Source organism: Hydrogenophaga pseudoflava (genome assembly GCF_004353865.1).
In the GTDB taxonomy this organism is placed as follows: domain Bacteria; phylum Pseudomonadota; class Gammaproteobacteria; order Burkholderiales; family Burkholderiaceae_C; genus Hydrogenophaga; species Hydrogenophaga pseudoflava.
On record NZ_CP037867.1, the window covers coordinates 2,435,528 to 2,460,039 of the forward strand.

At 61.6% G+C, this 24,512-nt stretch carries 25 protein-coding genes; 4 read left to right on the top strand and 21 right to left on the bottom strand.

Translation table 11 applies throughout. From position 1 onward, the window contains the following. Positions 1-18 precede the first annotated feature (18 nt). The 5 genes from HPF_RS11750 to HPF_RS11770 form a co-directional block, all read right to left on the bottom strand. Positions 19-1,452, bottom strand: a complete 1,434-nt coding sequence (locus HPF_RS11750; protein ID WP_133156700.1) for a DNA cytosine methyltransferase — start codon at positions 1,450-1,452, stop codon at positions 19-21. 68 nt (positions 1,453-1,520) lie between these two features. Next, positions 1,521-1,721, bottom strand: coding sequence for a hypothetical protein (locus HPF_RS11755; protein WP_133156701.1), 201 nt, complete (start codon positions 1,719-1,721; stop codon positions 1,521-1,523). Continuing rightward, the gene (locus tag HPF_RS11760) at positions 1,718-1,963 is read right to left on the bottom strand and encodes a hypothetical protein (protein ID WP_243721560.1); all 246 of its coding nucleotides are present in this window, start codon (positions 1,961-1,963) and stop codon (positions 1,718-1,720) included. Before HPF_RS11760 ends, HPF_RS11755 begins: the two co-directional genes overlap by 4 nt. A gap of 142 nt (positions 1,964-2,105) precedes the next feature. Beyond that, positions 2,106-2,759 carry a DUF3577 domain-containing protein gene (locus tag HPF_RS11765; RefSeq protein ID WP_133156702.1) on the bottom strand — a complete coding sequence of 218 codons (654 nt, stop codon included), beginning with the start codon at positions 2,757-2,759 and terminating at the stop codon, positions 2,106-2,108. Between the two features lie 234 nt (positions 2,760-2,993). Beyond that, complete coding sequence (locus tag HPF_RS11770) at positions 2,994-3,380, bottom strand: SLOG family protein (protein ID WP_133156703.1); 387 nt, start codon at positions 3,378-3,380, stop codon at positions 2,994-2,996. A gap of 85 nt (positions 3,381-3,465) precedes the next feature. Here HPF_RS11770 and HPF_RS11775 point away from each other — a divergent pair, with 85 nt between their 5' ends. From HPF_RS11775 to HPF_RS11790, 3 genes are all read left to right on the top strand, one after another. After that, a complete protein-coding gene (locus HPF_RS11775) occupies positions 3,466-3,768 on the top strand; it encodes a hypothetical protein (RefSeq protein ID WP_133156704.1) in 303 nt (100 codons plus the stop codon). Positions 3,769-4,281: 513 nt separating this feature from the next. Beyond that, a complete protein-coding gene (locus tag HPF_RS11785; protein WP_207959142.1) occupies positions 4,282-5,484 on the top strand; it encodes a DNA cytosine methyltransferase in 1,203 nt (400 codons plus the stop codon). Next, entirely contained in the window at positions 5,484-6,386 is a 903-nt protein-coding gene (locus HPF_RS11790) for a NotI family restriction endonuclease (RefSeq protein WP_133156707.1), read from the top strand. The genes HPF_RS11785 and HPF_RS11790 overlap by 1 nt, the downstream gene beginning before the upstream one ends. A gap of 16 nt (positions 6,387-6,402) precedes the next feature. Here the strand turns inward: HPF_RS11790 and HPF_RS11795 are convergent, their stop codons facing one another. The 15 genes from HPF_RS11795 to HPF_RS11865 all read right to left on the bottom strand — a co-directional run bounded on the left by HPF_RS11795 (position 6,403) and on the right by HPF_RS11865 (position 22,473). Continuing rightward, complete coding sequence (locus HPF_RS11795) at positions 6,403-6,564, bottom strand: antitoxin VbhA family protein (RefSeq protein ID WP_133156708.1); 162 nt, start codon at positions 6,562-6,564, stop codon at positions 6,403-6,405. A gap of 499 nt (positions 6,565-7,063) precedes the next feature. After that, on the bottom strand, positions 7,064-8,434 hold the full coding sequence (locus tag HPF_RS11800) for a fused MFS/spermidine synthase (protein WP_133156709.1): 1,371 nt from the start codon (positions 8,432-8,434) through the stop codon (positions 7,064-7,066). Between the two features lie 31 nt (positions 8,435-8,465). Beyond that, positions 8,466-8,819 (bottom strand): DUF4156 domain-containing protein, encoded by a 354-nt coding sequence (locus HPF_RS11805; protein WP_133156710.1) that lies wholly within the window; start codon positions 8,817-8,819, stop codon positions 8,466-8,468. Positions 8,820-8,908: 89 nt separating this feature from the next. Further along, positions 8,909-10,909 (bottom strand): DEAD/DEAH box helicase, encoded by a 2,001-nt coding sequence (locus HPF_RS11810; RefSeq protein ID WP_243721561.1) that lies wholly within the window; start codon positions 10,907-10,909, stop codon positions 8,909-8,911. Beyond that, positions 10,906-11,181: a DprA-like winged helix domain-containing protein gene (locus HPF_RS11815; protein WP_133156711.1), complete on the bottom strand. Its 276-nt coding sequence runs from the start codon at positions 11,179-11,181 to the stop codon at positions 10,906-10,908. The genes HPF_RS11810 and HPF_RS11815 overlap by 4 nt, the downstream gene beginning before the upstream one ends. 81 nt (positions 11,182-11,262) lie before the next feature. Continuing rightward, complete coding sequence (locus HPF_RS11820) at positions 11,263-11,655, bottom strand: single-stranded DNA-binding protein (RefSeq protein WP_066263757.1); 393 nt, start codon at positions 11,653-11,655, stop codon at positions 11,263-11,265. Positions 11,656-11,720: 65 nt separating this feature from the next. Next, positions 11,721-13,781, bottom strand: coding sequence for a phage integrase family protein (locus tag HPF_RS11825; protein WP_133156712.1), 2,061 nt, complete (start codon positions 13,779-13,781; stop codon positions 11,721-11,723). A 180-nt stretch (positions 13,782-13,961) separates the two neighbouring features. Further along, positions 13,962-14,525: a hypothetical protein gene (locus HPF_RS11830; protein ID WP_133156713.1), complete on the bottom strand. Its 564-nt coding sequence runs from the start codon at positions 14,523-14,525 to the stop codon at positions 13,962-13,964. 10 nt (positions 14,526-14,535) lie between these two features. After that, a complete protein-coding gene (locus HPF_RS11835; protein ID WP_133156714.1) occupies positions 14,536-15,705 on the bottom strand; it encodes a PFL_4669 family integrating conjugative element protein in 1,170 nt (389 codons plus the stop codon). A gap of 16 nt (positions 15,706-15,721) precedes the next feature. Next, positions 15,722-16,183: a hypothetical protein gene (locus tag HPF_RS11840; protein WP_133156715.1), complete on the bottom strand. Its 462-nt coding sequence runs from the start codon at positions 16,181-16,183 to the stop codon at positions 15,722-15,724. A 98-nt stretch (positions 16,184-16,281) separates the two neighbouring features. Then, complete coding sequence (locus tag HPF_RS11845) at positions 16,282-18,138, bottom strand: hypothetical protein (RefSeq protein WP_133156716.1); 1,857 nt, start codon at positions 18,136-18,138, stop codon at positions 16,282-16,284. Positions 18,139-18,274: 136 nt separating this feature from the next. Next, positions 18,275-18,937 (bottom strand): hypothetical protein, encoded by a 663-nt coding sequence (locus HPF_RS11850; protein WP_133156717.1) that lies wholly within the window; start codon positions 18,935-18,937, stop codon positions 18,275-18,277. A gap of 28 nt (positions 18,938-18,965) precedes the next feature. After that, positions 18,966-19,604: an STY4526/YPO1902 family pathogenicity island replication protein gene (locus tag HPF_RS11855; RefSeq protein ID WP_133156718.1), complete on the bottom strand. Its 639-nt coding sequence runs from the start codon at positions 19,602-19,604 to the stop codon at positions 18,966-18,968. A 35-nt stretch (positions 19,605-19,639) separates the two neighbouring features. Beyond that, positions 19,640-21,427, bottom strand: a complete 1,788-nt coding sequence (locus tag HPF_RS11860; protein WP_165961694.1) for a ParB N-terminal domain-containing protein — start codon at positions 21,425-21,427, stop codon at positions 19,640-19,642. Between the two features lie 92 nt (positions 21,428-21,519). Further along, complete coding sequence (locus HPF_RS11865; RefSeq protein WP_084383614.1) at positions 21,520-22,473, bottom strand: ParA family protein; 954 nt, start codon at positions 22,471-22,473, stop codon at positions 21,520-21,522. Positions 22,474-22,793: 320 nt separating this feature from the next. On the opposite strand from HPF_RS11865, the gene HPF_RS24075 reads away from it, so the two are divergent. Further along, a complete protein-coding gene (locus HPF_RS24075) occupies positions 22,794-22,922 on the top strand; it encodes a hypothetical protein (protein WP_279512587.1) in 129 nt (42 codons plus the stop codon). 69 nt (positions 22,923-22,991) lie between these two features. On the opposite strand, the gene HPF_RS11870 is transcribed toward HPF_RS24075, so the two are convergent. Next, positions 22,992-24,503 carry a tripartite tricarboxylate transporter permease gene (locus HPF_RS11870; RefSeq protein ID WP_133156720.1) on the bottom strand — a complete coding sequence of 504 codons (1,512 nt, stop codon included), beginning with the start codon at positions 24,501-24,503 and terminating at the stop codon, positions 22,992-22,994. Between the last annotated feature and the right edge of the window lie 9 nt (positions 24,504-24,512).

A 24,512-nucleotide genomic window follows, 5' to 3' on the forward strand; every position in this document is an offset into this window, starting at 1 on the left:
AGGTGTGCCTGGTGGCAGCTACCCGATGGCGCCGGTCAACCGGTGGGCGCAAGTGCACTCACCGATCCAAACCGGGCCGTGATCCCGAAGACGCTTGAAGCACTCGGCCAGTTCTTGAAACAGCGCCCGAAACGGAGCACAGACAACGCCCTGCCCCAACACCTCGTGGGCCCCCGTCGCCGACATCCCACTGATCAGCGTTTCCGGAACGCCTTTGATCCTTGCGTGTTCTGCGGGGGTCAATTTGCGCAACAGCCTCGCATCGGTAGGATGCCGGACATACGGGTCGGTCGAGCCGCCCTTGTTGTACGCCTTGCGGATCGTTGGCACGCTGGTGGAATTCGCGTCGACCAACTGCATGGCAAAGCCCTTGCCTTCGGCCAAGTCCCTGGCCTCTTTGCTTTTGAGGTACTCCATGGACGACCAGCACGGTGCGTCGGCATCCACGTCATCGAGCAATGCCCCGAGGGTGATCCCGGGCTCCGATCCCTGTGGGGAGACTGACTCGACCACTGGCAATCCGTCGGTGGTGGCCACAAGGGCCCAACGCACCCGGTTTTCCAGCGACCCGAAGTCACGGGCACGCAGGACGTGCTCGCGCACCTGGTAGCCCATGTCCCGGAGCTGGGACCGCAGGATCTGCGCGGAAGCGCTGACCCGGTAGTCTTCGACGTTCTCCAGAACGATGGCTGCAGGTTGGAGCTTTTGGATCAGCGCCAGGGCGGCATAGATCAAATGCCCGACCTCCGGGTGGTCTTCCATCATGGACAGGCCACGCTTGGACTTCCCTGCTCGTGATGCGCCTGAGCAGGGCAAGCCCATCTCCAGCACTTCGACCCGAGGCACCTGGCGCATCAGCCATTCGTCCTGCACCAGCTCCTGGATGGGGGCACAGAAGGGTGTGGCGTTTGCACTGACCGGATTGCAGTTGAGCGACTGCTCGACGTAGGCCGCGTCGATCTCGCAGAGCACCTTCATGTCCAGCTCGATCCCGGCGTCCTTGAATCCGGCGTGCGCCACGTTGGACAGCACACCAGCACCATGTGCAATGCTGGCGCTGGCCAGCTGCTCGCCGGTAGCGAGTTTGGTCTGCAGACGCTTGATCCGCTCGGCCTTGGCCTGCTCCGATGCCACGCGCAGCACGAAGATGCCGTCAAGTCTCACAACCACACGGACCACCTGTTGTTCACCAAGAGGCGCCAGCACCTCCCGACTGTTGATGTCGATGACCGGCAGCTGTCGGCCATTGCGTTCCTTGCTGCTCACCCCGTACTGACCGTGTAAGTTCGGCACCAGTTTGATGCCATGTTCCAGTGCCACCACATCGAATCGACTGCCTGGAAGAAGGCCAGCCGACCCCAGACGATTTGTTTCAAACCAAAGGCGCGGCGAGCCGCGATGCAAACCCAGTTTCTTGAGCCAGTAGCCCTGGTGAGGCGTGAGAGTTTTCATGTCAGATGTCTAGAAAAAGAGAAACCCCACGGCCTTGCGGCACGTGGGGTCGGTTGAAGAAACGTCGTTCAGACGAGAGTGATGATTTGCAGGGCCTCGCGCGCGCCTTGCATGAGCTGCTCGCGCGTTTGCCAGCTCAGGGTGCTGTGAAAGATCACATGGCGCATCGTGTCCTCGATGCGCTCGATGTGCTCCCGGTCGGTCACCCCGGTCGCCTCTTGGATCAACGCCTGGTACCCAGTGAGCCGAACCTTGACTGCGTCAGTCATGGCCAGTTCTTCTGCGTCCAGGTGTCGTTCGTCAACGCCGCCAGAGCAAGCTCTTCGCTCGGCCAGTATTCCTGGCTTTCCCGGGCACACGGCAGTCCGTCTTCGTTGACGGTGCCGATGTACCAGCCCGCGTGGGACTTCAGGACCTGCACTTCGGCGCGGCGTGCGCAACCTGCGTAGGTCAGGTAGCCGTAGCGGCGAAAGTCGAGAACACCGTCGTCTGAGTCAGTCTTGGTAGCCATGGGAAATCTCCAGAGAAAAAGCGCGTTCGGAGACACCCCGCCCTGCGCGGTATCTCGACACCGCGCGGGTTTGCAATAACAAAAGGCCATGAAAAAACCCTCGACCGCCGAAGCGGTGCGAGGGTTTCAGAGTGCGATCAGCCTAGGCTGTCGCCGTTTCACGCGCACCCGTGCGGTGCCGCGAAAGAGAAGGCCGAGGTGCATTCGCGGGAGCCAGTGCCTGGATGCGTTGAACAGGACGGGCCTGTTCTGCACTCGCTGGCGCGGGTTCATCCTGCGATTGCTCGCCGCCGTCCAGCACGCTGTCATCCGAGCCTTGCGGCGGGATGTCATCGGCATGGTCGTCGGCACCAGGCTCTGCGTGCGCAGCAGCCTCACGCTCGTACACACGGGCTCCGTCGACGGTGATGGTGTTGATCAGGAGCAGGCGACCTTTGATGAGGCACGCCATTTCCTTCTCTCCGGTCTTGCGACCGTTCTCCTTCACATCGCGTTCGTACTGGTGCGGGTAGATGTCCCCGACCTTGAACGAGATCACGACCTTGCGGTCTTGATCGACGTCTTCCATGCACTTCTCGACGAGTTCGGCCGCTTCCTGGCCAGAGACCCGCAGGTCGAAGTAGGTGTAGTCCGGTGCTTGCGCATTGCCACGCAGCGCCGAAATGCTGCAGGCCAGGAACGGTTCAGCACTGCGACCACGTTGCTTTGGCGACACCCAGCGGACACGGTTGAGGTAACCGATGCCAGAGACGTGCAGATTGAAGTGGGAAGCTTGGGTAGAAGAAGAGGCGTTCATTTCAAAGATCTCCAAAAAAGTTGAAGACCAGGAGAACGCGCATACCCAAGCCCAGCCGTAAGGCCAAGATCGGGAAGCGAGAACATCCCGATCTGGGTTACGAAGGACAGAAACTCCAGGCCGACCTTGGGAGTCAGACCGTGCACCTTCCAGGAGTTGAGGTGCCGCGTGGTGCCCGAGGGCAGATCACGCGGAAAGAGTAACAGCGCCGATTTCGGCTGTCAACACCAGCGCCTATCGCTCACGCACACGAGGACGCCACACAGGGATCTTGGCTGCGCCGGCACGAGCGGCGAGGTCGTCGCCGAACAAAGTCCCGGGGAAGATGATCACGCCGTCGGGCGAGTAGTCCACGATCATCCTTCGATTGCGGTCGACAGCGGCCAGCTCCTGATGCTGTACCCAGTCCGCGGCACAGCAGATCGCTTCGAGTCCCAGGTCGGCGGCCCACTGTGCCGCGAACAACTCTGGGCCAGGCGTGCCCCCGTGAATGACTCTGGCGATCCGTTTGTGTTGGTGGGCTCTTTCCAGCACGGCAACGACCGACCCACGGCGGACCAGGGTGCGTGGACCGACCACCACCACGGAAAGGTCGCCGACTTTGGATGTACGCGGAGCCATGAAGCGAAAGAGACCAAAGAGGGGTACTGTTCAAATACACAGCCCTGTTTGTACAATCCCCGCAACGACCTGACAAGGAGCTTGAATGCTTGAAATCTATGCGTGGTTGACCCGTCGGTACGACGACTCCCATCACATGCGCGAGTCGGCCCGTGGTTGGGTTGCTTTCGGTGGGGGCCTCGCCATCCTGGCCGCAGGCCCCCTGCTGATCGCGCTCGCTCTCTCGTCTGGCCGGGCCGACAACTACTACATGACCATCTTTCCGGTGGTGCCGCCATGGGCCGCGCTCCTTGCCTACGCGGCGCTGGTGGTGGGCGTCTATGCGTTGATGTTCGGCGTGGTGTTGTCGCGCGCAGCCAAGTGGGCTCGTCGGTGCTATCACTTCTGAGGCGACCCCAGGTACGCCGGTCGGTCGACCGACAACGCCATGCATGAACGCATTGCCGCCCTGCGCTCAAGCGGCCATAGCATTGCCGATACGCCGAGGCTGGCCGAGTGCAGCACCAGTCAGGTTAAGCGCTTGACGACCCTCGTGCGGGCCGCCGATGGTGGCAAAGCGAGCTGATCAGGCGCACGGGCCTGTCGCCAGTGAGATAGGTAAACCATGCCTCAATTTTTGGATACACAAACGTGTATCCATGAGATACTGTCGCCATATGTCGAGCAAAGACGCTGGCCTCCGTATCCGTGTTGAGAGGGACCTCCGCGAGGCGTTCCAAGGAGCTTGCTTGGCCGAAAACAGGAGTGCGTCGGAAGTGTTGCGCGAGTTCATGCAGGCATTCGCCGACCGGCATCAAGGCGGCTTGCAACCCGACATGTTCACGGCACCAGCAGCCAGGAAGCCACGTCAATCAACCAAGAGAAAGGCGATATGAGCCAACTTAATTCTTTGGAAGGGCGCTTGACCTCGCTCGACTTGTTTGCAGGTGCGGGCGGACTGTCCGAAGGACTGCGCGAAGCCGGTTTCACGTCGCTTTACGCAAACGAGATTTCCCCGCGCTATGCGCAAACCTACGCCGCCAACCATCCGGCCACGCAGGTCGATAGCCGGGACATTCGCAAGGTCGATGCACGCAAAGTCCGAAAGCTATTGGGCTTGCAGCGGGGCGAATTGGATTTGATTGCCGGTGGCCCGCCCTGCCAAGGCTTTTCGATCAACGCGCCCAAGCGTTCCACCGAGGATTCACGGAACCACCTGTTCCGCGAATACCTGCGATTTGTCACCGAATTTCAGCCCCGCGCGGTCTTGATCGAGAACGTCCCAGGCATGGTCTCGTTTGAAGGCGGCGCAACGCTGGATGCGATCCTGGAGTCATTGAAGCAGCTCGGCTACGACGCCGACGTGCGGATTCTGTACGCGCCGCATTACGGCGTGCCGCAAACCCGCTGGCGCACGATCATCCTTGGCAGCCGTTGCGGGGTCGATCCGACGACGCTATTCCCGGAACCGCTGCGCCATGCGCCGGTTCGGGTGAATTTCACCTCGCAATTCGCCGGGAAAAACTTAGTGAACTTACCGCGCTCCCTGGAGTTGCCGTCACACGTCACGGTCAAGGATGCCATTGGTGACTTACCGGCCCTGCGCAACGGCGAGATTGGCGAACGGGTCAAAGACTACCGGCACCCGGCGGACAATCCGTATCAACAAGTAATGCGGGCGGGTTCAACGGGCGTGACGTGTCACGAGGCCGCCCGGTTAAGCAAGATCAACCTTGAACGCATGACGCACATTCCGCCGGGCGGGAACTGGACGGACATTCCCGATGCACTGTTGCCACGCGGGATGCGCATGGCGCGGCGCAGTGACCACACGAAGCGTTACGGTCGGGTCAATCCTGACGGCCTCGCATCCACCATCCTGACCAAGTGCGATCCACATTGGGGCGCTTACTTCCATTACGAGCAGGACAGAGCCTTTACCGTGCGCGAAGCGGCACGCATCCAGTCCTTCCCTGACTCCTACGTATTCTGCGGGTCGCGGGTTGAGCAATACGAACAGGTGGGTAACGCTGTGCCGCCGCTGCTGGGCGCAGCCGTCGGGCGAGCTATCGCCCATGTGCTGGGGAGTGTCCGCAAGAACGAGCGCAAAGTGCGGGTGGCGTAGTGGCGGGGAAGATTTGGGAGTTCTTCGGTTATCGCTCCGATGACCACTCTCCGGCGGCGGTGGCCGCCGCGACGGACAAGCAATGCCCCTACTTGTCCGAAGGGTGCGAAAAGCGGTTGAGTGACGGAGCCATCGCCGGCGTTTGCACCATCAAGCCGGCAACTTCTGGCCCGGTCATTTGCTGTCCTATCCGCTTGTACGCAGATAAGTACCGTGCCCTGTATGACGTGGCAAAGATCGCGTTTGACGACGATTTAGAGCTGATCGCGGGTCGGCAAGCATCAGCACGGGCGCGGGCGAAACAAGCGCCGGTCGTAGCCGTGTTCGGCAAACGCTGGGGCGGCGAGTTGCGATTGCCGCAAAAGGACGGCGCGGGCAGTTACTTCGTGGATTGGGTGCTGGCGTTGCTTGATGCCAATGGCAAACTGAAAGAGTTTGTCGCTGTTGAAGTGCAGACCATTGACACAACGGGCAACTACCGTAACGGTCGGGAAGCCCTGCTCACGCCGGAACGCACGAACCCGGCGACCACTGCCGGCCTGAACTGGGAAAACGTCAATAAGCGCATCCTTCCCCAATTGATCTACAAGGGCCAGGTGCTGCAACGTGAAGCGTTGTGCCGAAAAGGCTTGTTCTTCGTCTGCCCGCAACCTGTTTACACGCGGATCATGGCCCGCCTTGGTGGCGTTGGTGGTTTGATCCGCTATGCCTTGCAACCGGCGTCGATCACGTTCCTTGCCTATGAACACGAAGAAGCCGGCATCATCGACGGGACCACGGTGCCGCTGAAGGCACTGCCGCCACATTCGACCACGGTTTACAAGGTGCAAGAGGCGTTCAACAACGTCACCTTGCCGGATGAGAACGTCTATAAAACCGCTATTGAAGCTGCCCTTGGCTGACGTCATCAAGACAGATTCAGCGCGACCTGGGCGCGACGAACTCGGCAAGGTCGATTTCGCGCGCGATGAACCGGGCCGCGTGTTTCTCGTCGGTCTGGGACGGCTTGAAGCCCTCAAGGCCAACTGACGCGTGGGCATAGTCGCAAGCCGCCTGCCGGCAACGTCCGGGACAGGTCAATGTGGTCGAGTGGCGTTAAACTGGCTTTGAGGACATTGAACCTCCCCGCCTCTCCTCCCTGAGCGGGCCGGTCACAGTGCCGGTTGCCCGGCCCGATGGTCTTGCGATCATCGGGCGTTTTTTCCATCAGACAGGAAGAACTGACGCATGCTGGGTTGGTGGTTCACCGTACGTCTTCACACCACGGACAGTGCGCAACAAAGCAGCGAAGCGCACCACTTGGCCAGCTGGGAGACCGGTGTCTCCGGGCCGCGGTGGATCGAAGACCTGGTGGCCCAAGGCGTCGCACAGCAACTCTCTGGCGGAGGCTATCCCAACCGGTACCTCGTCCCCGCCGGTCCGGTGCTTCGCCAGTTGCACGACAACATGAAAGCTCCGTCGGCGCCACCCGGGACGGCAAGTTCGTCCCCGCTGCCATCAACGCATGCCCTGGTGACGCGCACCTGGTGGTTGAGGGCTGGGACCAAAGTTGACCCAGTAGGCCAACAACAGCCTGCCCTCACCGGATGCCTGTTGCATACTTTTCAAAGTCAACCTTGTTGCGCTCGTCCGAGTAGATCACTCTCGGTTCCGGTCGGCCGCCAGCATGGCAAACGGCGATCACGTTCGACAGCGCCTGCCCCTTGCGCAGCACCTCTGTACTGCAGCGGCCATACACGCTCTCCATGGTGTCCAGCACGTGGCGCGCGTAGGGCGAGGCCAGGCGCGAGTCCAGAATGAGATTGGCCAACAAGACCCCCTCGGGCTGCAACGTCTTCTGGGTGGCCTGCCAGAACTCCCGTGTCACCAGGTGGCTGGGAATGGCCGCACGATCACTGAACACGTCCACCACAACGGCATCGAAGCGGCGCGCAGTCTCCAGCACGTAGCGACGCGCGTCCTGCGCGACGAATTCCCCCTGGATCGGTGCCCGCAGGAAGTGATCCTCAGCGATCCGATGGATCGCCGGGTCGATGTCCACGTATGTGTAGCGATTCAAGGGCTCCTGCTGAGACAGGGTGAAGCCGCCAGCGCCCAGCACCAGGACCTCCCGCTTCCGAAACCCAAGGTCATCCAGAAGCGTTCGACGGATGTGGCTGATGTAGGGATGGACCTTGGGCGGCGTGCTGTCGTCGATCTGGGACGACAGCGAGTTGTTGGACATGAACATGCGGGCGCGAACATGCCCGACCGAATCCAGCGGCATGACCTGGTAGTCGGCATAGGCCGTGTCGGCCGCGGCGATGGGCGTGAGGTTGACCACGATCACCCCCACCCCGACCGCCACAGGCAGCATGGTCCGGCCAAGCGGCCGAGGCTGGAGCAGCAGGGCGCCTGCGAGCAGCCCGAACGTGCAGGTCAGCACGGCTGTGGACACCCCGAAGAACTGCATCACGATCACCGACAGTGAAACCGACCCGAGGAACGAACCCAGCGTGGACCAGTACAGCGCCGTGCCGCTGGCCTGGCCCACATGGTCGTGCTTCATCAAGTTGCTCAGGATCGGCACGGTCTGCCCGAGCAACCAGGCGATGGGGCACAGCACACCACCAATGAACACCAAGTAGGCCAACCACACCGGCTGCAGTTGCGCAAAGAGGGCATTGACCACCGGCCCGGCCAGGCCCACGCCGACGATGACGCCAGAGAGCAGGAAGTTTCGGGTCACGCGGGCCAGATGTCCCTGCGTGACCTTGCCTCCTGCCGCGTACCCGAGCGCCAGCGCGAGCAGGAAGAAGCCGATGGTGGGCGCCGTGACCACGATGGCACTGCCCACATGAGGGACCAGGCGGCGCAAGGCCACGATTTCGGCACCCAGCGAGCAGAAGCCCTCAATGAAGATGATCAGCGGTATCAGAGCGGGCGCGCTGATGTAGCTCTTGATGTTCATGACGTGTCCAACTTCAGGTTGTGTGCTTGCTCTACTTGCGGGCACAAGCAAACACGCTGCCCACCACCGTGCTCTTGACCGCTCCTCTGCTGTTGGGATGGGTTGAGTGCAGTGCATCCTGTGCGTGGACCACGTTGCCGCCCATGGCTGCGGCCTTGTTGCGCAGATCGTTTCGGGCACCGATGAGCAGGTTCTCGTCGGTGGTGAAGTCACCACTGAAGACGTTGCCCTGACTGCCGACCACCTCACCAAGCAGGCGGCAGCCTGCGGGCTTCTGAGTGACGATCTCGACGGCAGCGCCCTGCTGTGTCGTCTGCGTGGCCGCGCATCCGGCCAACACCAATGCGGATGCGAGCGCAGCCCATGTGACAGATTGAGTTTTCATGAAGTCCTCCTGAACGGCCGTTTCAACGAACCTGCACGCGCTGGCCAGACTGCGCACAAGCAAACAATTTCGGTGTGCCGGGCGAGCGCTCACGCGGCCTCCAACAGCAGTGCCGCATTGGCCGCGTCGACCGCGCTGGCCAGCTCTCCGGGCAATGCAGCTCTGACCGACTCGACCACGTCGTCTTCGGTCTCCTGCTTGCTCTGCAGCAGCCTCCAGACGCCGTCATCGAGCGTGTTCTCGATGAGCGGCACGATCACTATCACGTCCCGCTGCTGTCCCAGCCGATAGGCCCGGTCTTCCGCCTGACGCATCAGGGCCGGAGTCCACGGCAGTGAGGCGAACGCCACATAGTTCGCCGCCGTGAGCGTGATCCCCACGCCAGCGGCCGAGGTGGTGCCGATGAACACCGTCACCGCCGGATCGTTCTGGAAGGCGTCAATGGCCGCCTGGCGGCGTTTTGCCGAGTCGGAGCCCACCAGGGTCACGCACTGGATGCCGGCCGCGCTGAAGGCGGCTTTCATGGCCTGCACAGTGGCCATGTACTCGCAGAAGATGATGATCTTGTCGCCCTCGCCCAGTCCCTCGACCGTCTCGATCAGGAACTGGGTCTTCAAGGCCTCCAGCGCCTGACGCAGCTTGACGATCTTGGGCATGACGTAGAGCGACATGTCCGCGTAGATCTCGTTGTAGGCGCCCAGGCCCTCTGGCGGCGAGATGTAGCGCACCTGGCGCGACTTGGTGCCCAGGTCCTTGAGCACGTCCTTGCGTCGGCGCAGCATCCAGCCCTTGAGCGCTGCGGCCAGTTCGGCACGCCGCTCCTTCGAGCCGGAGTAGGCTTTGCGGAAGTCGCGCAGCGACATGCTGCCCAGGCGGTGCCCGGTCATGCGCAGCAGGGTGTGCAGCTCGACCTCTCGGTTGAGCAGCGGCGTGCCCGTCACCACGTAGCGTCTCGGTATTCGCGTGGCCAGCACGAAGGCATTGCGCGTGCGCCCAGCCTGGTGTTCCTTGAGGTAGTGCGCCTCATCAATGGCCATGACCTCGAAGGCCAACTCGGGATCACGCACCAGGCCCCCCAGCCGCTCATAGTTGGCGATCACCCAGTCGCAACCGTACAGGGTGGTATGCCGGTCCTCGCCGACGATGCCCACCATTCCCTGCGGGTAGACGGCGTGGATCTCGCGCTCCCAGTTGATGCGCAGACTGGCCGGGCAAAGGATCAGCACCCTGCCCTCCCCTGCAATCAAGCGCGTGGCCACGACGGTCTGGCGGCTCTTGCCGAGGCCCATGTCATCCCCGAGGCAAGCGCCCGATTGAGACACCAGGTGGTGAACACCCACCTCCTGGTAGTCGCGCAGGCCTGCAGCGGCGCACGCCTGGCTCATGAGCACCCCGTCAACCTCGAACCGACTGGACTCTTCGAGCTCGGCCGAGAGGAACCCTGCGCCTTCCTCGTCATCGCCCCCCGCGCCCATGCCGCGCTCCGGGGTCGCCGCCGGTACCGAGATCGGCGACTCGGCGCTGGAAGACGCCACCAGGTCTTCCAGAACCACGGGGTTCTCATGGACGAAGACATGGACATCTTCGACCAACGCCGCCTCTTTGAGCGTGTCCAGGATGTCCTCGACGTCACCGTGCACCTGCCAGGCCTTGGCGGCAGGATGGAACTGCCCGCGCAAGGCGTGCATGGCCTTGACGCACAGCGAATCGAAGTAGAAGCTGACCGCGTGGCGTCCTTTGCCCGGATCGACCTTGGCCAGCGGGAACACCTGCACATCCAGGCGTTGCGTGAAGTAGTCGGGCTGCGGCGACCGGATGGCCGCAGTGATGATGGCCAAGCCCGAATCCACGTCGACGTGCTCGCCACGGTAGAGACGTTTGAGCCAGGCCAGGGTCGAAGCGTCCGAGCTTTGTTCGCTCACCCACAGGCGCCCCGGCGCAAACCAGCAAGCGCGAGCCCTGGACAGCTCTTTGCCCATGCCTTCGATGTAGTGCAACTGCAAGCCCAGGCGCTTGCCATCGAACACCGCCTTGACCACCAGCTCCGGTGGCCGCAGCGCCACAGGCGCTGGCAGGATCGCCTGGCTCAAGCGTGGCTCACTGACTGGGATTCGATTCGGTGAACGGCTTCAAAATACTGCCGCCCAGATCGGTTGTGCCGGCGCACCAGGCCATCAACCGTCAACTGCAACAGCGCCATGCGCGTCTGGTCTTCCCCCCAGCCGGTGGCGTGCACCAGGCCGCTGAGGTGATCGGGTTCCACCTGGATCAGTTTGAGCAGGGCTTCTTTGCGCTCCTGGCTCACCGGTGGTTCTGCCCTGGTTCCCTGTGTCTGTGTTGTCGTATTTGGCTTGACTGACATGTTGGGCCTCCGTGTCGTGATGAAAGGTACTGGCGACGCTTCTCTTTGTTGGGATCGTCACGACGGCGGTGCCTGCGTATTTCAGGCAGGAACTTCTTCCTTGGCGCGCGAGGGCTGAAACACAATCGACTCGATGCGCGAGAGCTGCAGGGCCACATCGTCCGCAACGATCTTGATCACCTGCACCTGCTCGCCCGTTTCCTTGTCGGTAGCCATGAAGTCACGTTCTTCGCCCATCACCAGGACGCGGGCGCCCTTCTTCAGATGACGTGCGCAGGCCTCGGCCTTCTCGCCATAGATTTCCACCTCTCGCCAGAAGCCTCCCACCTGTTCCAGGTCGCCCTGTTCGTTCTGACCCCAACGGGCAAACATCACCCTCATGGACGCGACGACAAACTCGCCATTGCGACCATCAAGTCGCTTGAGTTCGACCGGGCCTCCCAGATTGCCCTTGCCGATGAACACGTTCTGCATTGCAGTTCTCCGTGGTGCTTGAAGAGCGGCCGCGCAGGTGCACCAGTCCTGCCCAGCCGTTGAAATCACCGTTGGGCCGGTCCGCCCGCATCGAACATGACTGGCAGTGCCATCACGGCCTTCAGGCGCTGGCTCATATCCGCCTTGACGTAGATGCCGGTGGTGGCTATGGAGGCGTGCCCGAGCAGTTGCTGGGTCACAGGGAGATCGCCACCGCTGGCCCGCAGCACCGCATGGGCAAAGGTGTGGCGCATCCAGTGGGCGCTGGCCGCGCGAAACTCCGCAGCAAGTCGTGCGTCCGTGCATTCACGCGCTGCCCGTTCACACAAGGCCTTGATCACCCGGTGAATGCCCGCAGCCGACAGGCCTCCGTTGTCCTTGGACCGGTCCAGCCCCACCGGCTTGGCCACCACTGAAATCAGGGGTGTCAAGCTCAGCTCCAACCGAGGCAGCACCCCTTGCTGTTCCAAGGCCCTGCGGTCGTCCAGATGCGCCTGCAGCACCTTCAGCACCGACGGTTTCATGGGCAAGAACCTTTCTTTGCCTCCCTTGCCGATGACACGCAGACACTGCGCCTCCTTGGCCTCACCGCCATCTTTCCAGTCGTTTTGTGTGGGCACGACATCACCCCAGGTCCCGCCCAGTTCGCCGATGCGCACTCCCGTGGACGTCATGAGCATCAGCAGCGCCTGCGCGCGGCGGCGCGCCGGCCCAGCCGGCATGGCCTGCACCACATTGACGAGCATCTGCAGGTGATGAGATCCAAATGACCGAGTTGTGTCGATCTGCGGCGTCTTGCCACGAACCGAAGAGCGTCGGATGCGAGAAAACGGGTTGGCCACCAGAAACCCCGTTTCCACCAGGAACCCGTACAGGTGCCCGATGGCTGCGAGGGCTCGCGCAGCGCTGGCATCTGAGAGCGGTCCGCGCATCGGTCGCCATCCTGCATCGGCCCTGCGCGTTGGCAGCTCGCACAGCCAGTGCGCCGGTGGATCGACCAGAAAGCGTGCGTGATCGGCAGCATCGGTCACGGTCAAGGTCGACAGCGTCTTGCCGCGCTCATGAGCCCATAACAGCAGACGCTGCGCGTCCCGAGCGTAGGCGGTACGGGTGTGCTGGGATTTGAAGCTCAGCGTCTCCAGCCAAGCCTTGACGGCGTCCAGGTCAGACTGCACCCCCAGGGCGTTGGGGCCCAGTGAGCGAAGCGACTCCCCTCCTTTGGTCGAGACCGGACCGTCGGCAAGGGCTGCTTCGCAGAACCGAGCCACCGAGCCCTGAGCGGCGCCAGAGGATGGAATGGAACAACATGCCGTATGGCTTTCCGTAGCATCCTGAACACGTTCGGTATCGCTGTCCCAGCGGCTGCGCGGAGCGAGCTTCAGGTCGAGGAAGGGCTCATGCTGCACCAGCCACCCGACCAGCCGCCTGGCGCGGTCTTGGCCGACGCCGGGGACGTGCTTGTACCAGTGCCGTCCGTGGCGGTTCACGTACTGCACCAGATCCTGCAGAAGCACGATCTGGGCATCCACCAGCCTGGTGGTCAGGGTCTGGCTGAACCACAGACGCACCGGATCGGAGGCCTTGGGCAACACCACCCCACGAGACTGGACGATGCTCAAGGCCCGGAGCACGGCGTCAAGCTTGACCGCGGCTGCAGCTGTGGCAGCTAGTGCCGGCATCACCGCCATCTGCGCCCCATAGCGTTCCTGGTACAGCTCCTGGATTTCTCGCTCGCTGAAGTCCTCGGCGCCGATCTCCTCGGCGAATTCGTCCAAGCTGGGTAAGGTCTCGCCCACAGCGCCGGCGGTGGTGACGTCAGGACGGGTCGATCCAGCAATCTGAACGTCTAGCCACGCGAGCACGGTTTGAGCGGCCACAGGCTCGCACATCCCTTCCAGTACCGCTGCAGCCGACCGCACGAGGTGGCGCAGGTGGGTCCTGGCCACCCTCTCATCCACCAACGACTCGGGCAGGTAGCGCTGCGCGGCCGCTGCTGGTGCCAAGCCCTGGACCACGGCCCGGACGAACGACAGATCGTGCAGCCGAAGGCCGGCCTCTTGCCCGACCTGGGCCTTGCCAGAGGGCCGGCCGCGCCGCGTGGATTTTTCGGCGACTTGCGCGCTCAAGATAACCTCTCATTATCTTGATGGCGGAAAAAATACCCGAAGTCGGACCACTCAATAGTGCGAGGTCTGTTGGTCGAAACTTTCCCCATTGAATTCAACAAGTTACCGCTTCGATACGGGATGCCCGGCGCGTTGTGACACTGACGTGCTGGAAGTGCTTGAGTCACGTTCACTCTCCGATCAACCCAATGGAATCGGACGCGCAAAGACCTTTGGTGCACCCTTGAGCACCACCTTGCGAGCCGTGGCAATGGCCCTGCGAAGCTCCTTGTGTCGCTCGTTGAGAAGCACCGCCTGACTGGAAGCCAGCCCATACCAATCCCGTGTCTTTGGGGCAAGTTCCGAGAAGCGCTCTTGAGCCTCCGGCCAGGGCACGTGGCGGCATGCACCGCTGCGCTCGCGCCAGCGCAGGAAGGTCAATCCACTCGAACTCTTGACGTGCAACACCAGGTGCATCTGCCCACCCGGCAACTGTTTGGTGGCTTCCGCCAGCTGCCTCATTGACTCGACGGTTCGGTCCAGCTCCGTCAACAGTTGGCGCAGCTCCAGCAATCTGCCCCTACCCGTAAAGGCCTTTGCGTCAGCCTGCTTTTGACAGGCTTGATCCGACACAGCCTGCCTTGCCCATTGGGCCGGGTTGACAACTGGCTCCAGCCGGGTCCTGTTGATCACCGCGGCCCTTTCCACCACAGCCTTTTCAACACCATCCCTTTCGACCATGGGATTCGATTGCGGCAGGTTCATGAACATTTCTTCAGACCAGCTTTGCGGCAATCTCTTGTTCGGCTGCCTCATCCAGTGCGCCCGCATCGGCCTCCCGCTCGCGGCGCAGCATCTCGTCACTGACGACTTGCAGCAGCTTGCGTTCGGCCGGTGAGATCTGGATGCGACGGCGCGAATGGCGGGGCTGGAGCTTGCCGGCATAGACCTCGGCCGGGCACGACCCGAACACCTCGGTGGCGAACTGCACACGCTTGGCGCCTTCTGGGTCACCATCTGGCACGAAGTCGGCCCGACACAGCCCTTTCATCTCGTCACGCATGAGCCAACGGTCGAACCGTGCCGTCTCGTTGAAGACGCGCCGGATGACTCGGGTCGTCTCGGTGATGATCTGCCGCACCTGCTGGTCCGAGCGCAGGTTCTTGCGCTCAAGGGTCTTCTGCAGACGCACGAAATAGTCGAAGTCCGAGACCAGTTGAGCCACCGCGTAGCCGTAGGGGGACTTGAAGCCGAGGTTCAAGACCTGCGGGCTGGATGACTGGAGCACCGAGAACGTCAGACCCCTGGTCTTCTGCTGGTCCAATGCCGCCTGAGCGTCGGCAATGTGCTTGCTGAGCAGCTTGCCCAGCTCCTTGATGGTCTGTTCATGCCGCAGCAGTCCCCAATCGGCGTAGGGGTTGTCGTTGCCGGTCAGCACCCACAAGGCCCGCAATGCCGCAGCGACACGCTTGCCGCCGATGATCGGCTGGAGCTGCTTCTCAGGATCGCGTGAGCGGCCCATGAACATGCGGAACGCTTCCTTGGTGTGCAGGGACATTTGGTCCACACCGTCATCCACCAAAGAACCCAGGAAGTTCATGGCCACCGCCTCCTTGTGCTCGACCACGGGGTCTGCTCCCTTGGAGGATTGGTACTTCGCCTTCATCCGGTCGAGCTGATCCTCGCGGTCGATCAGCTCGATGTGTCGGTCGTATAGAGGGTCGTTCTCGTCGAACTTGCGCTGCGGGTCGGCCAGGAACTCAGCCAAGACTGCTCGCTCACCGGCGATGCTGTAACCGTCCTGAAACGGCGAGTTCGGCTCGGTCTCGAACATCATGCTTTTGGCCGCGGGTATGAGGACCGGGTTGCTCAACGATGGCGAAGCGGCATTGGCTTTGCTGGCCTTCTTTCCAGCGTTTGGTGTGGTTGCGACAGTCGTGGCCATGGGTGCTTCCTCCTTTTCAAGCGTTGGGTATTTGTGGAACGTGATCGCCTTCCTGCCCAGCCGCTGGTTCGTTGGCTGCATTGGCCGAAAGTGCGTCTGTCTGCAGGGACTTCCATTCGTCCAGGAACGGGAAATGGCGCTCGTCTATGCCGGGCAGATTGCGTGGAAGTGGCTTTGCAAGGAGTGCCAGGACCGCTTGCCGATTGACGGAGAAGTGCGTGCGGGTGTTCGCGTGCACACGGGTCGAAATCAGACCAAGTTGAGTAAGTCGGACGATTGATCGCTGCACTTCCCAGCGGTTGAGACATCCGTGCAGAGCGTCAAGCGCAACCTTGATCGCGGTGGTCTTGAACTCACTTCCATCTGCTCCTTGCCGAAGCAGGTAATGCAGCAGCATCGCGTCGCTGTATTTGCCGTCTTCAAACTTCCGCAGTCGATGCAAGAGTTCGTTGAAGAGCGCTTTACTGTCCATGTCCATGAACTACCTTTCACGTTGTTTGATCAGTTGCGCGTTTTGCGCAACTTGGTAACCGTTACCAGGTTGCGCGTTTTGCGCTACGCGGAGGACTGAGGCCTTCATGCCTGACCTCCACGCTTGGCGTCGAAGGTCGCCCGCAGCTCTTGAAGCTTTTGACGGTGGGTGCGCTTGATCTCGGAGTCGGACGACGGCTGCCCTTCCGCGGTCGCCGCTGCAGGTTCCTGCAATGCAGACGTCATTGCTTTGGCCAGCCTCTGCTGATGCCGCTGGCGACTCCTTCGCTGCTCGGCTACCTGTGGAGCCAGTGCCAGGGAAACGAAGCCTTCAGCCTGCTTGCGAATCAAGGTGTGCAGCCACCCGATGGGGTTGTGGATGGTCTTGTTGGGCATGGCCAGGTGCCCAGCCAGCTCGTCCAGAAGGTCCTGCCGAGCCTCCGGTTTCGCCTGTGCGAGCGCTGCAAGTACGCCAGCACGCAGACTGGGCTCCAGCCTGTCTGGGAAGTAGAGATCAACAGGTTTCGGAGCAGCCTCGTCCTGCTGTGGTACCAACCGGTGTTGCGGGTCTGCAGGCGTTTCCTTGGACCTCCCTTGGCCCATTCCCACACGGTCGCCAAATGCGCTTTCTGCGCTCTGTCCTGTCGCTTCCCAACCGGTTTCAGGAACAACAGCGGTGTCCTTCTTCTGAGCTCCTGGACGTGAAATCCGACGACGACCAGGGAGTTCGCTGGCGGTGTCGTCCGCTGGCGGTGTCGTAGTTGTTTGTGAATACCTTGAAATACCTTGTTCTTTATAGTTTTTGAAAAAGGGCAAATTCACATCCAAAAAAGGGCGGATTGAGTTCTCAGAAAGGGCAAATTCAGGGCCTGCCAGTGCCGACGTTGTGGACAACTTCGGCACCGGCAAGGACGTTGAAAAGATTGGCGCAGCTTTGTTCGCATCGCGGTGGCGGCCGAACAAAGACGGCGCAAACAACGACCTGACAAGCTGTGCGGCACCAGCGATTGCCGCAGCAGACGAATGCTCGACGACTGGTGCGCGCTCAGTTGTGGTGTCCCTTCCACTGGGCGACATCGGGTGCGCCAGGCTCATCGGTGCAAAGAGGCTCTGTTGCCGTTGCGGCAGGGTCGTTCGACTTAGCTTGGCGACCTCTTCTTTGACTGGCTTGACGGGCTTGCGAGCCGGCACCAAGGCCAATGGAACAGCGGCAGCCACTTTGCGAGCTGACCGCTTGCGAACCGGTTGTTCCTGGGCCTGAAGGCACGAGGCAATTGCCGCAAGATTCACCCGAGTCGCCACGACCTCTTGAGAAGAACGGCCCTCGCGGATGAACCCGGCGGCCTTGAGCTTCTCGCGCGCGTTGCGCTGTGCCTTGATCCCAAGACACAGGGCGATGCGTGCATGTTCGGGCCGATAGCAGAACTCGCCAGGAAACAGTTCAACCGCGGCGGTATCGACCTGAGGATTGCGAAGAGCGAAAGATTGGCGCTGCAGGAGGTAGGACAGATACAGCCCGGCAGAAACGCCACCACAGATATCCGACAGCGGCTTGTAGAAGCGGATGCACGAGTGAAACAGCTCGCTCATGGTTTCCCAGTTGAGCTGGTCCAGGTCCAAGAAGCTTGCTGTGGCGTGCAAGTTGACCCGGTAGTGGAGGATGGCAGGGCGCCCGGCCAGGGCTTCTTCGAGCAATCCTCGACGGGTGAGTTCGCCACGGGCCGAGGCTTGCTCATGCGTACTAAGACCTGTGGCTTCGCGCCACTGCGCAGCGCTCATGAAGAACCAGCCGCGCCTGTGGGGTTGAGCGTGCGCCAGGTAGCGCGACCAGTACAGGGCGTGACCCAGGAATATCGCTGCCTTGAAACTGTCCAACCGTTGCGCCAGCAAAGGGTGGAACTGGATGAACCCGCGTGCGTTGAGATGACCAAGCGCCACGTCATGAGCGCGGATGTCTCCCATATCCACTGGAGTACCCGCTCGCGCGTCCGAAGTCTGAGCATCAGACTGCGCCAGCTCTAGATGCGGTTGCTTTCGCAGTGAAGCAGTAGATGGGAACAAGACTCTTGCCCGGTTCTGTTGGTTGACCTGGACTGCTTCAGGCGCAGCGGCTCGAAGCTCGTGCCTGAGCGCGGCGCTCCAGAGTGACCACGTCCACGGAGCTGCTGGGAACGTTCTGCTGGATCAGATCCGCCAAGCCAGAGCTTCGCGATAGAAGCAGCCGTGTCAGTGCATTCATGTCCAGCGCAAAACACGGCGTGGCATGGCTCGCCTGCTTTCTCTCAAGTGCGAGCAACTGGCTTTCGACCAAACGCCGCTGGGCCTTGCGCTGCTCTGCGTAGGTCAGTCCTGTTTGCGCCTCGCACTGGCTCGTAGAGAGTCCGAAACGAAAGATTCCCTGCGCATCCACCCTCTTCTTGCCTTGCCCGTCCAGCAGCGACAGCACCAGGGAAAGCCACACGGCGGCCGTGACGCTGCCACAGACGTCGACATAGATGCGGTGGAACGCAACGGGCTGGCTTCCCAGCCAGTCGAGCAACACCGCTTGACTGAGGTAGTGATTGGTCAAGCTTGTCGTCACCAGGGCTGCCGCACCTTGTTCTGTTGAAACTGGAGGAAGTTCCAGAGAGCAGGCTTCATTGGTCACCAGGGTCAGTTCAGGTCTGACCATGCTGCGGCGCCGAGCGCGGCGGTTTTTGAGTACCGGCCTGATTTGGCGGTACGCAGACTCGGGAACGGGAATGTTCAAGGGTTGCGGCATGGTCAGCTCCTGGAGGAGTGGGGACGGGTTAGGAGAGGTACTGCGCCTCGGCGGGCGCCGCTGGTTGTGCGGGCTCCGGCAGATGTGCGGAAGCCGTTGTGCCCGATTCGTCGAACTCGGTGATGACGCGATGCAGTGCTGCGATGGAAAAAGAACTGAATTCCTGGTGCAGCGAACAGAGGCGGTCACGTTGATGACTGTTTGGTTGCGACTGCCCGATGGCATGCCACCTCTGGTGAATCTTGTCGCGTATAGACGCCGGGGGCATGCGTGGACGGCCATTGGGGCCCACCTTGCTCAGATCAAGCTCCGTGCGCAGCCGCTGCAGCTCCTGCTTTGACAGGGTGAACAGACTGCGCAGCATCTCGATGGACGCCCCGTGTCGAACGAAATATTCCTTGAGCGTCTCGGTGTGCTTGGCGATGTCGCGACGCCACAGACAAGCTTCGAGGTTCTTGATGTCGAACTGCACCGACATGGCCAGGCCGCCATTGCGAGCGGCGTAGAAGAAGTCGCGCAACGGACGTTGTCGCAGATCGTCGACAAGTTCCGGCCGAAAGCCGCTGGCCAGCAATTGATCCAGGCCACCGGCCTCGGCCTGCTCGACCACGTGCTCAAGCAGCATCTTGGTGAGCGTCGGATCGCTGATGTTGATCATCATGTTCATGTGTTTTTTCCCTGGGGTTGGTTGAAAAAAGCGCCTCAGTCGGGCAGGTCTGGATCGGTTGTGACAGTCCGAACGAAACGCTCGGGGTGATCCAGACGCAGTTGCTCCATGGCACGCAGCAACTGCACGGTGAGGTAGCCCAGTTCGGGCTGGTTGAACATCAGATAGACCTCGGCCAGCAGCATCGCTGGGTCACCGGTCTCTGCAGTGAAGGCACGCAACGCGTCGGAATAGCTCTGCCTGAACACGTCTGGGCCCTGCAGCGCAGCGCTCGCCCAGCGCGACTGCTCACGGTCGGCAAAGGTGAACCATTGCGGGTCCACCTGACCACTCAGCGAGGCGAGGAACTTCCACGCGGCCGCGCGCAGCTGCGGGTATGTCAAGGTCTTGTCGCCAACGTTCTCCAGCGACACAGGAAGGTCCATGAAATAGCCGAATGGCATTTCAGGGACGTGGAGGATGCAGTCGTGCAACACGACCAGATCGCTGATGTCCAGCACCAGACTGAGCACATGGGCTGTGGGGTCGCCCTCTTTGACCTGGTCTGGCAGACGAGGATTGCGTTTTGCCTGCGGTCCACTGGAATCCATAGGCGCCGTCGCAGGCCGATCTGGCGAGGTCGTACCGGCCTGAAGCGATGCACCCGTAGCGGAACCGTGAATCTTGGTTGCAGGCGCTGGCGCAGCTGTCGGGTTCGCTACGAGAGGTGGTGTCGCTGCTGGCGGCACTCCGGAGAGTATGCCTCCCAGTGCTCGCTGTTGCGGTGCCGGAGCCGGTAGGCGAGCCGTGGAACCCACGTCGGAGGTTGGGTGAATGGGCTTGCGGATCTGGATCGCCCGCAGCTCTTCAGCCGTGATCCGGCTGTTGGACTCGACAGCGCTGATCATCAGCGGAACAACCTCTGGTGACACACCGACGGCGGTAGCCAGGGCTTGGTGCAAGTCGGCCACCAACTCGGCCGCATCGAGCTCTACCGGCTTCGTGTCTGGTTCGGAGGTCTCCTTGTCGACGCCGCCCTTCCCGTCACCAGCAGCGAGTCTTGTGAGCATTTGATCGCGGTGTTTGTGCAGAACAGGCTCAAACACTGCGGTTGCCACATCGAACTTTCCTGCGACCGCCATCACGCCCGTCATGCCGGGACGGATGACTTCATTGACTTCCTTCGCCTTGAGCCATTGGCCTAGCGGCTTGAGGTGCTCCACGGCGAAGGCAAAGTTCTGAATGACCTTGACTCCGAAGTTGATGCCGTGAGACTTGAGTTCGCGGGCAAGTTCTCCCGTGCTCAGCGCCACACGGTGCTCTGCCTCGAACTGGGACTTGAAATCGGCCACGCCCTGTGCGCGTTCCCAGAATGAGATCTCTCCTCGGTTCTCGTTCTCGGCAAGGTGCGCCGATATCACGTTTGCGTGCCCAGGCCACGCCTTGACGATCACCTTGAGGTGACTGAACCGGCTGTCACCGGCTTCGTACAACTCCTTGGCGATCGTCAGGCGCGTGTTACCCCCGCCGTAAGGGTGGAACTTGGCCCCATGGTTCTGCCTGGTAACCGTGATGGGATTGGTGATGCCATCGGCAATGATGCTGGCCCGCAGGTCGTCGTATCGAGGATTCCTGCCGGTGCGGGGGTTGTGAGCGTAGGCTTCCAGCTCATTGATGGGCAGCATCGAGAACGAGTCGTCCGGGTCTGCCTTCGGATCAAGCGATGGTGTCGGTACCGCCGGACGAGATGGCCGAGCAACCTGGTTCAGGTTCGCACTGACCAGAGCGTTGTACGCTGCGTTTTTGGCACCGGTGCGCGAAGTCGGCAGCTTGTTGGGGGCCATGTTCAACGCCGGCAACTGCGTACCATGACGGGCCAATGCTGCAGCCCGCTCAACCGCAGTCAGCGTCTCTGGAGTTCTCCGGGTGGCCATGCTCAAGCCTCCCGAGCTAGATCTGTATCCGGTTCGAGCGCGCTAGGCTTGGTGGGCACCTGCAGTTCGCCCTTGTGATTGGGCGTGAACTTGCCCTCCAGCGAAACAATCAGCTCCCACATCAAGCGATGCATGATGTCGCTTGACTTCCCAGGGTCGATCCAGTGAACAGGCACCTGGGCGGTCGCCGCCTTTGGGAACGCCGCGATAGCCGGAATCATGGCGTCCATCACCGTGACCTTGCCGCTGAGCTGAATGAACTGATCGCGGATGTGCTGGGTGATGGTCTTGGAGTCGACGGTGTTCTGGTAGTGGTTGATCACCGCCCGCATCGGGGGAATCGTGTATCCCATGTTGCCGGCCGATTCGTGGCGGTCGATCAGCAGCAACGATCCGCTGATGAACTCCCTGGCGGAAACAATGTCGGGCTTGGCCGGAATAAGCAGCATGTCGGCCGCGTTGACTGCTGCATCCTGTAGGTGACCTACGGCACCCTGGGTGTCGATGATTACTACGTCGTATTTCGAGGAAACGGCTTCGTTTCTGATCGCCAGGCGGATACGCACCAGGCGATCCAGCCGGTTGGACAGCCAGTCCTGCAACGCACTGTCATAGGTAAAGACACCCCGTTCTTCGTCAAAACGCTGGGTGTCTGAGCGCACCAGGTGCAGGAACCCACCCCGAACGTTCAGGACCGAGGCGTCCCCACGGAAGTTCTCAGGAGGGAGACACACGTGACTGATGCAGTCATCGGCCAGCACTCCTCTCTGAATCATGGTCGTCAGGCCATGTTCTGCTACGTGGGAGAGTTGGAAGTGCCGGGTCAGCGCGGGCTGAATGTCCGCGTCAATGAGCAGCACACGGTATCCCATGTCTGCCAGAAAGCCACCGATGTTGGCGCAGAGGGTGGTTTTGCCTACGCCGCCTTTGGTGGCGACAACCGAGAGAGTGAGCATTTGATCCTCGCTGAACGGGGTTGAACCTGTCCAGAGAAAACCAACACTTTTTGCCTGCGCTTGAACGTAACCAAATGGGGTACGTAGTACCTTATTTGGTGTTAAAGTTGTGCTATGTAATGCTATCTACTGACAACAATATACATCGTAGAACATTGGAAGCTCATTGCATCTAGAAACACTTGTTACGTTGCGCCACGCGAACGGCTTCAAGTCTGCCGTTGGGCAACCGCACTGGAGTCATCAGCAGATTTGTGACGGATCTCACATCTCGGCAGAACCCTTGGTTCATCTGAATTCACCGCCCGCAAGGAAACATCATGCTGTCCACGTTCGAGCACTACGTTGCCATGGTCATCGAGTTCCTGGTGTTCTGGGCCTGCGTCCTTTCGCCGGTCGTGGCGTTCTGGCAGGTGCTGGCCTGGGCTGGGCGCCAGCTACCAGGCTGATCCGGTCCCAAGAAAAAAACCCCGGCCAGGCTTCTGACCGGGGTTCCTGCTCCAACGAGTGGAGCTGTATCAGTCTTCAACAAACGCTTCTTCGCGCTTCTTCTTCACCGACGGCATCAGCACCACGATCAGCAGGATAGCCGCCACCACCAGCAGGCTGGCCGACAGCGGGCGGGTCACGAACACCGACCAGTCGCCGCGCGAGATCAGAAGCGCGCGCCGCAGGTACTCCTCCATCATCGGGCCCAGGATCAGACCCAGCAGCAGCGGCGCCGGCTCGCAGCCGAGCTTGATGAAGCCGTAGCCGATCAGACCGAACAGCGCCACCATCCAGATGTCGAAGCTGTTGTTGTTGGTCGAGTACACACCGATCGCGCAGAACAGCACGATGGCGGGAAACAGCCACTTGTAGGGCACGGTCAGCAGCTTGATCCAGATACCGATCAGCGGGAGGTTCAGGATCACCAGCATGGCGTTGCCGATCCACATCGAGGCGATCAGGCCCCAGAACAGCTCGGGGTTGCTGGTCATCACCTGCGGGCCGGGCTGGATGTTGTGGATGGTCATGGCGCCCACCATCAGCGCCATCACGGCGTTGGGAGGGATGCCCAGCGTCAGCAGCGGAATGAAGGAGGTCTGCGAACCGGCGTTGTTGGCCGACTCCGGCGCGGCCACGCCGCGGATGTTGCCTTGGCCGAACGGCACTTCTCCGGGCTTGAGCTTGGTCTTCTTTTCGATGGTATAGGCGGTGAAGGCCGAGAGCAGCGCACCACCGCCGGGCAGGATGCCCAGGGCCGACCCGAGCGCGGTTCCGCGCAGCACGGCGGGGAACATGTTCTTGAAGTCTTCGGCCGTGGGCATGATGCCCTGCACCTTGCCGGTGAACACCTCGCGCTTTTCGTCCGGGTGCGACAGGTTCTGGATGATTTCGCCGTAGCCGAACACGCCCATGGCGATCGCCAGGAAGCTGATGCCGTCGGTCAGCTCCGGAATGTCGAAGCTGTAACGGGCCACGCCAGAGTTCACGTCGGTGCCGACCAGGCCGAGCAGCAGCCCCAGCACGATCATCGCCAGAGCCTTGACCAGAGAGCCCGACGCCAGCACGACCGCGCCGATCAGGCCCACGATCATGAGCGCGAAGTACTCGGCAGGACCAAACTCCAGAGCGAGCTCGGTCAGCGGCGCAGCAAAACCCGCCAGGATCAGCGTGCCCACGCAGCCGGCAAAGAAGGAACCCAGACCGGCCGCGGCCAGTGCAGGGCCTGCCCTGCCCTTGCGCGCCATCTGGTAGCCGTCGATCACAGTCACCACGGACGACGACTCACCTGGCAGGTTCACCAGGATGGCCGTGGTCGAGCCACCGTACTGCGCACCGTAGTAGATGCCGGCCAGCATGATGAGTGCGGCCACCGGCGGCAGACCATAGGTGGCCGGCAGCAGCATGGCGATGGTGGCCAACGGGCCGATGCCGGGCAGCACGCCGATCAGCGTGCCCAGCAGGCAGCCGATGAAGGCGTAGATCAGGTTCTGGAAGGTGAAGGCAACGCCAAAGCCCAGAGCGAAGTTGTTGATCAGATCCATGTAGTTGTT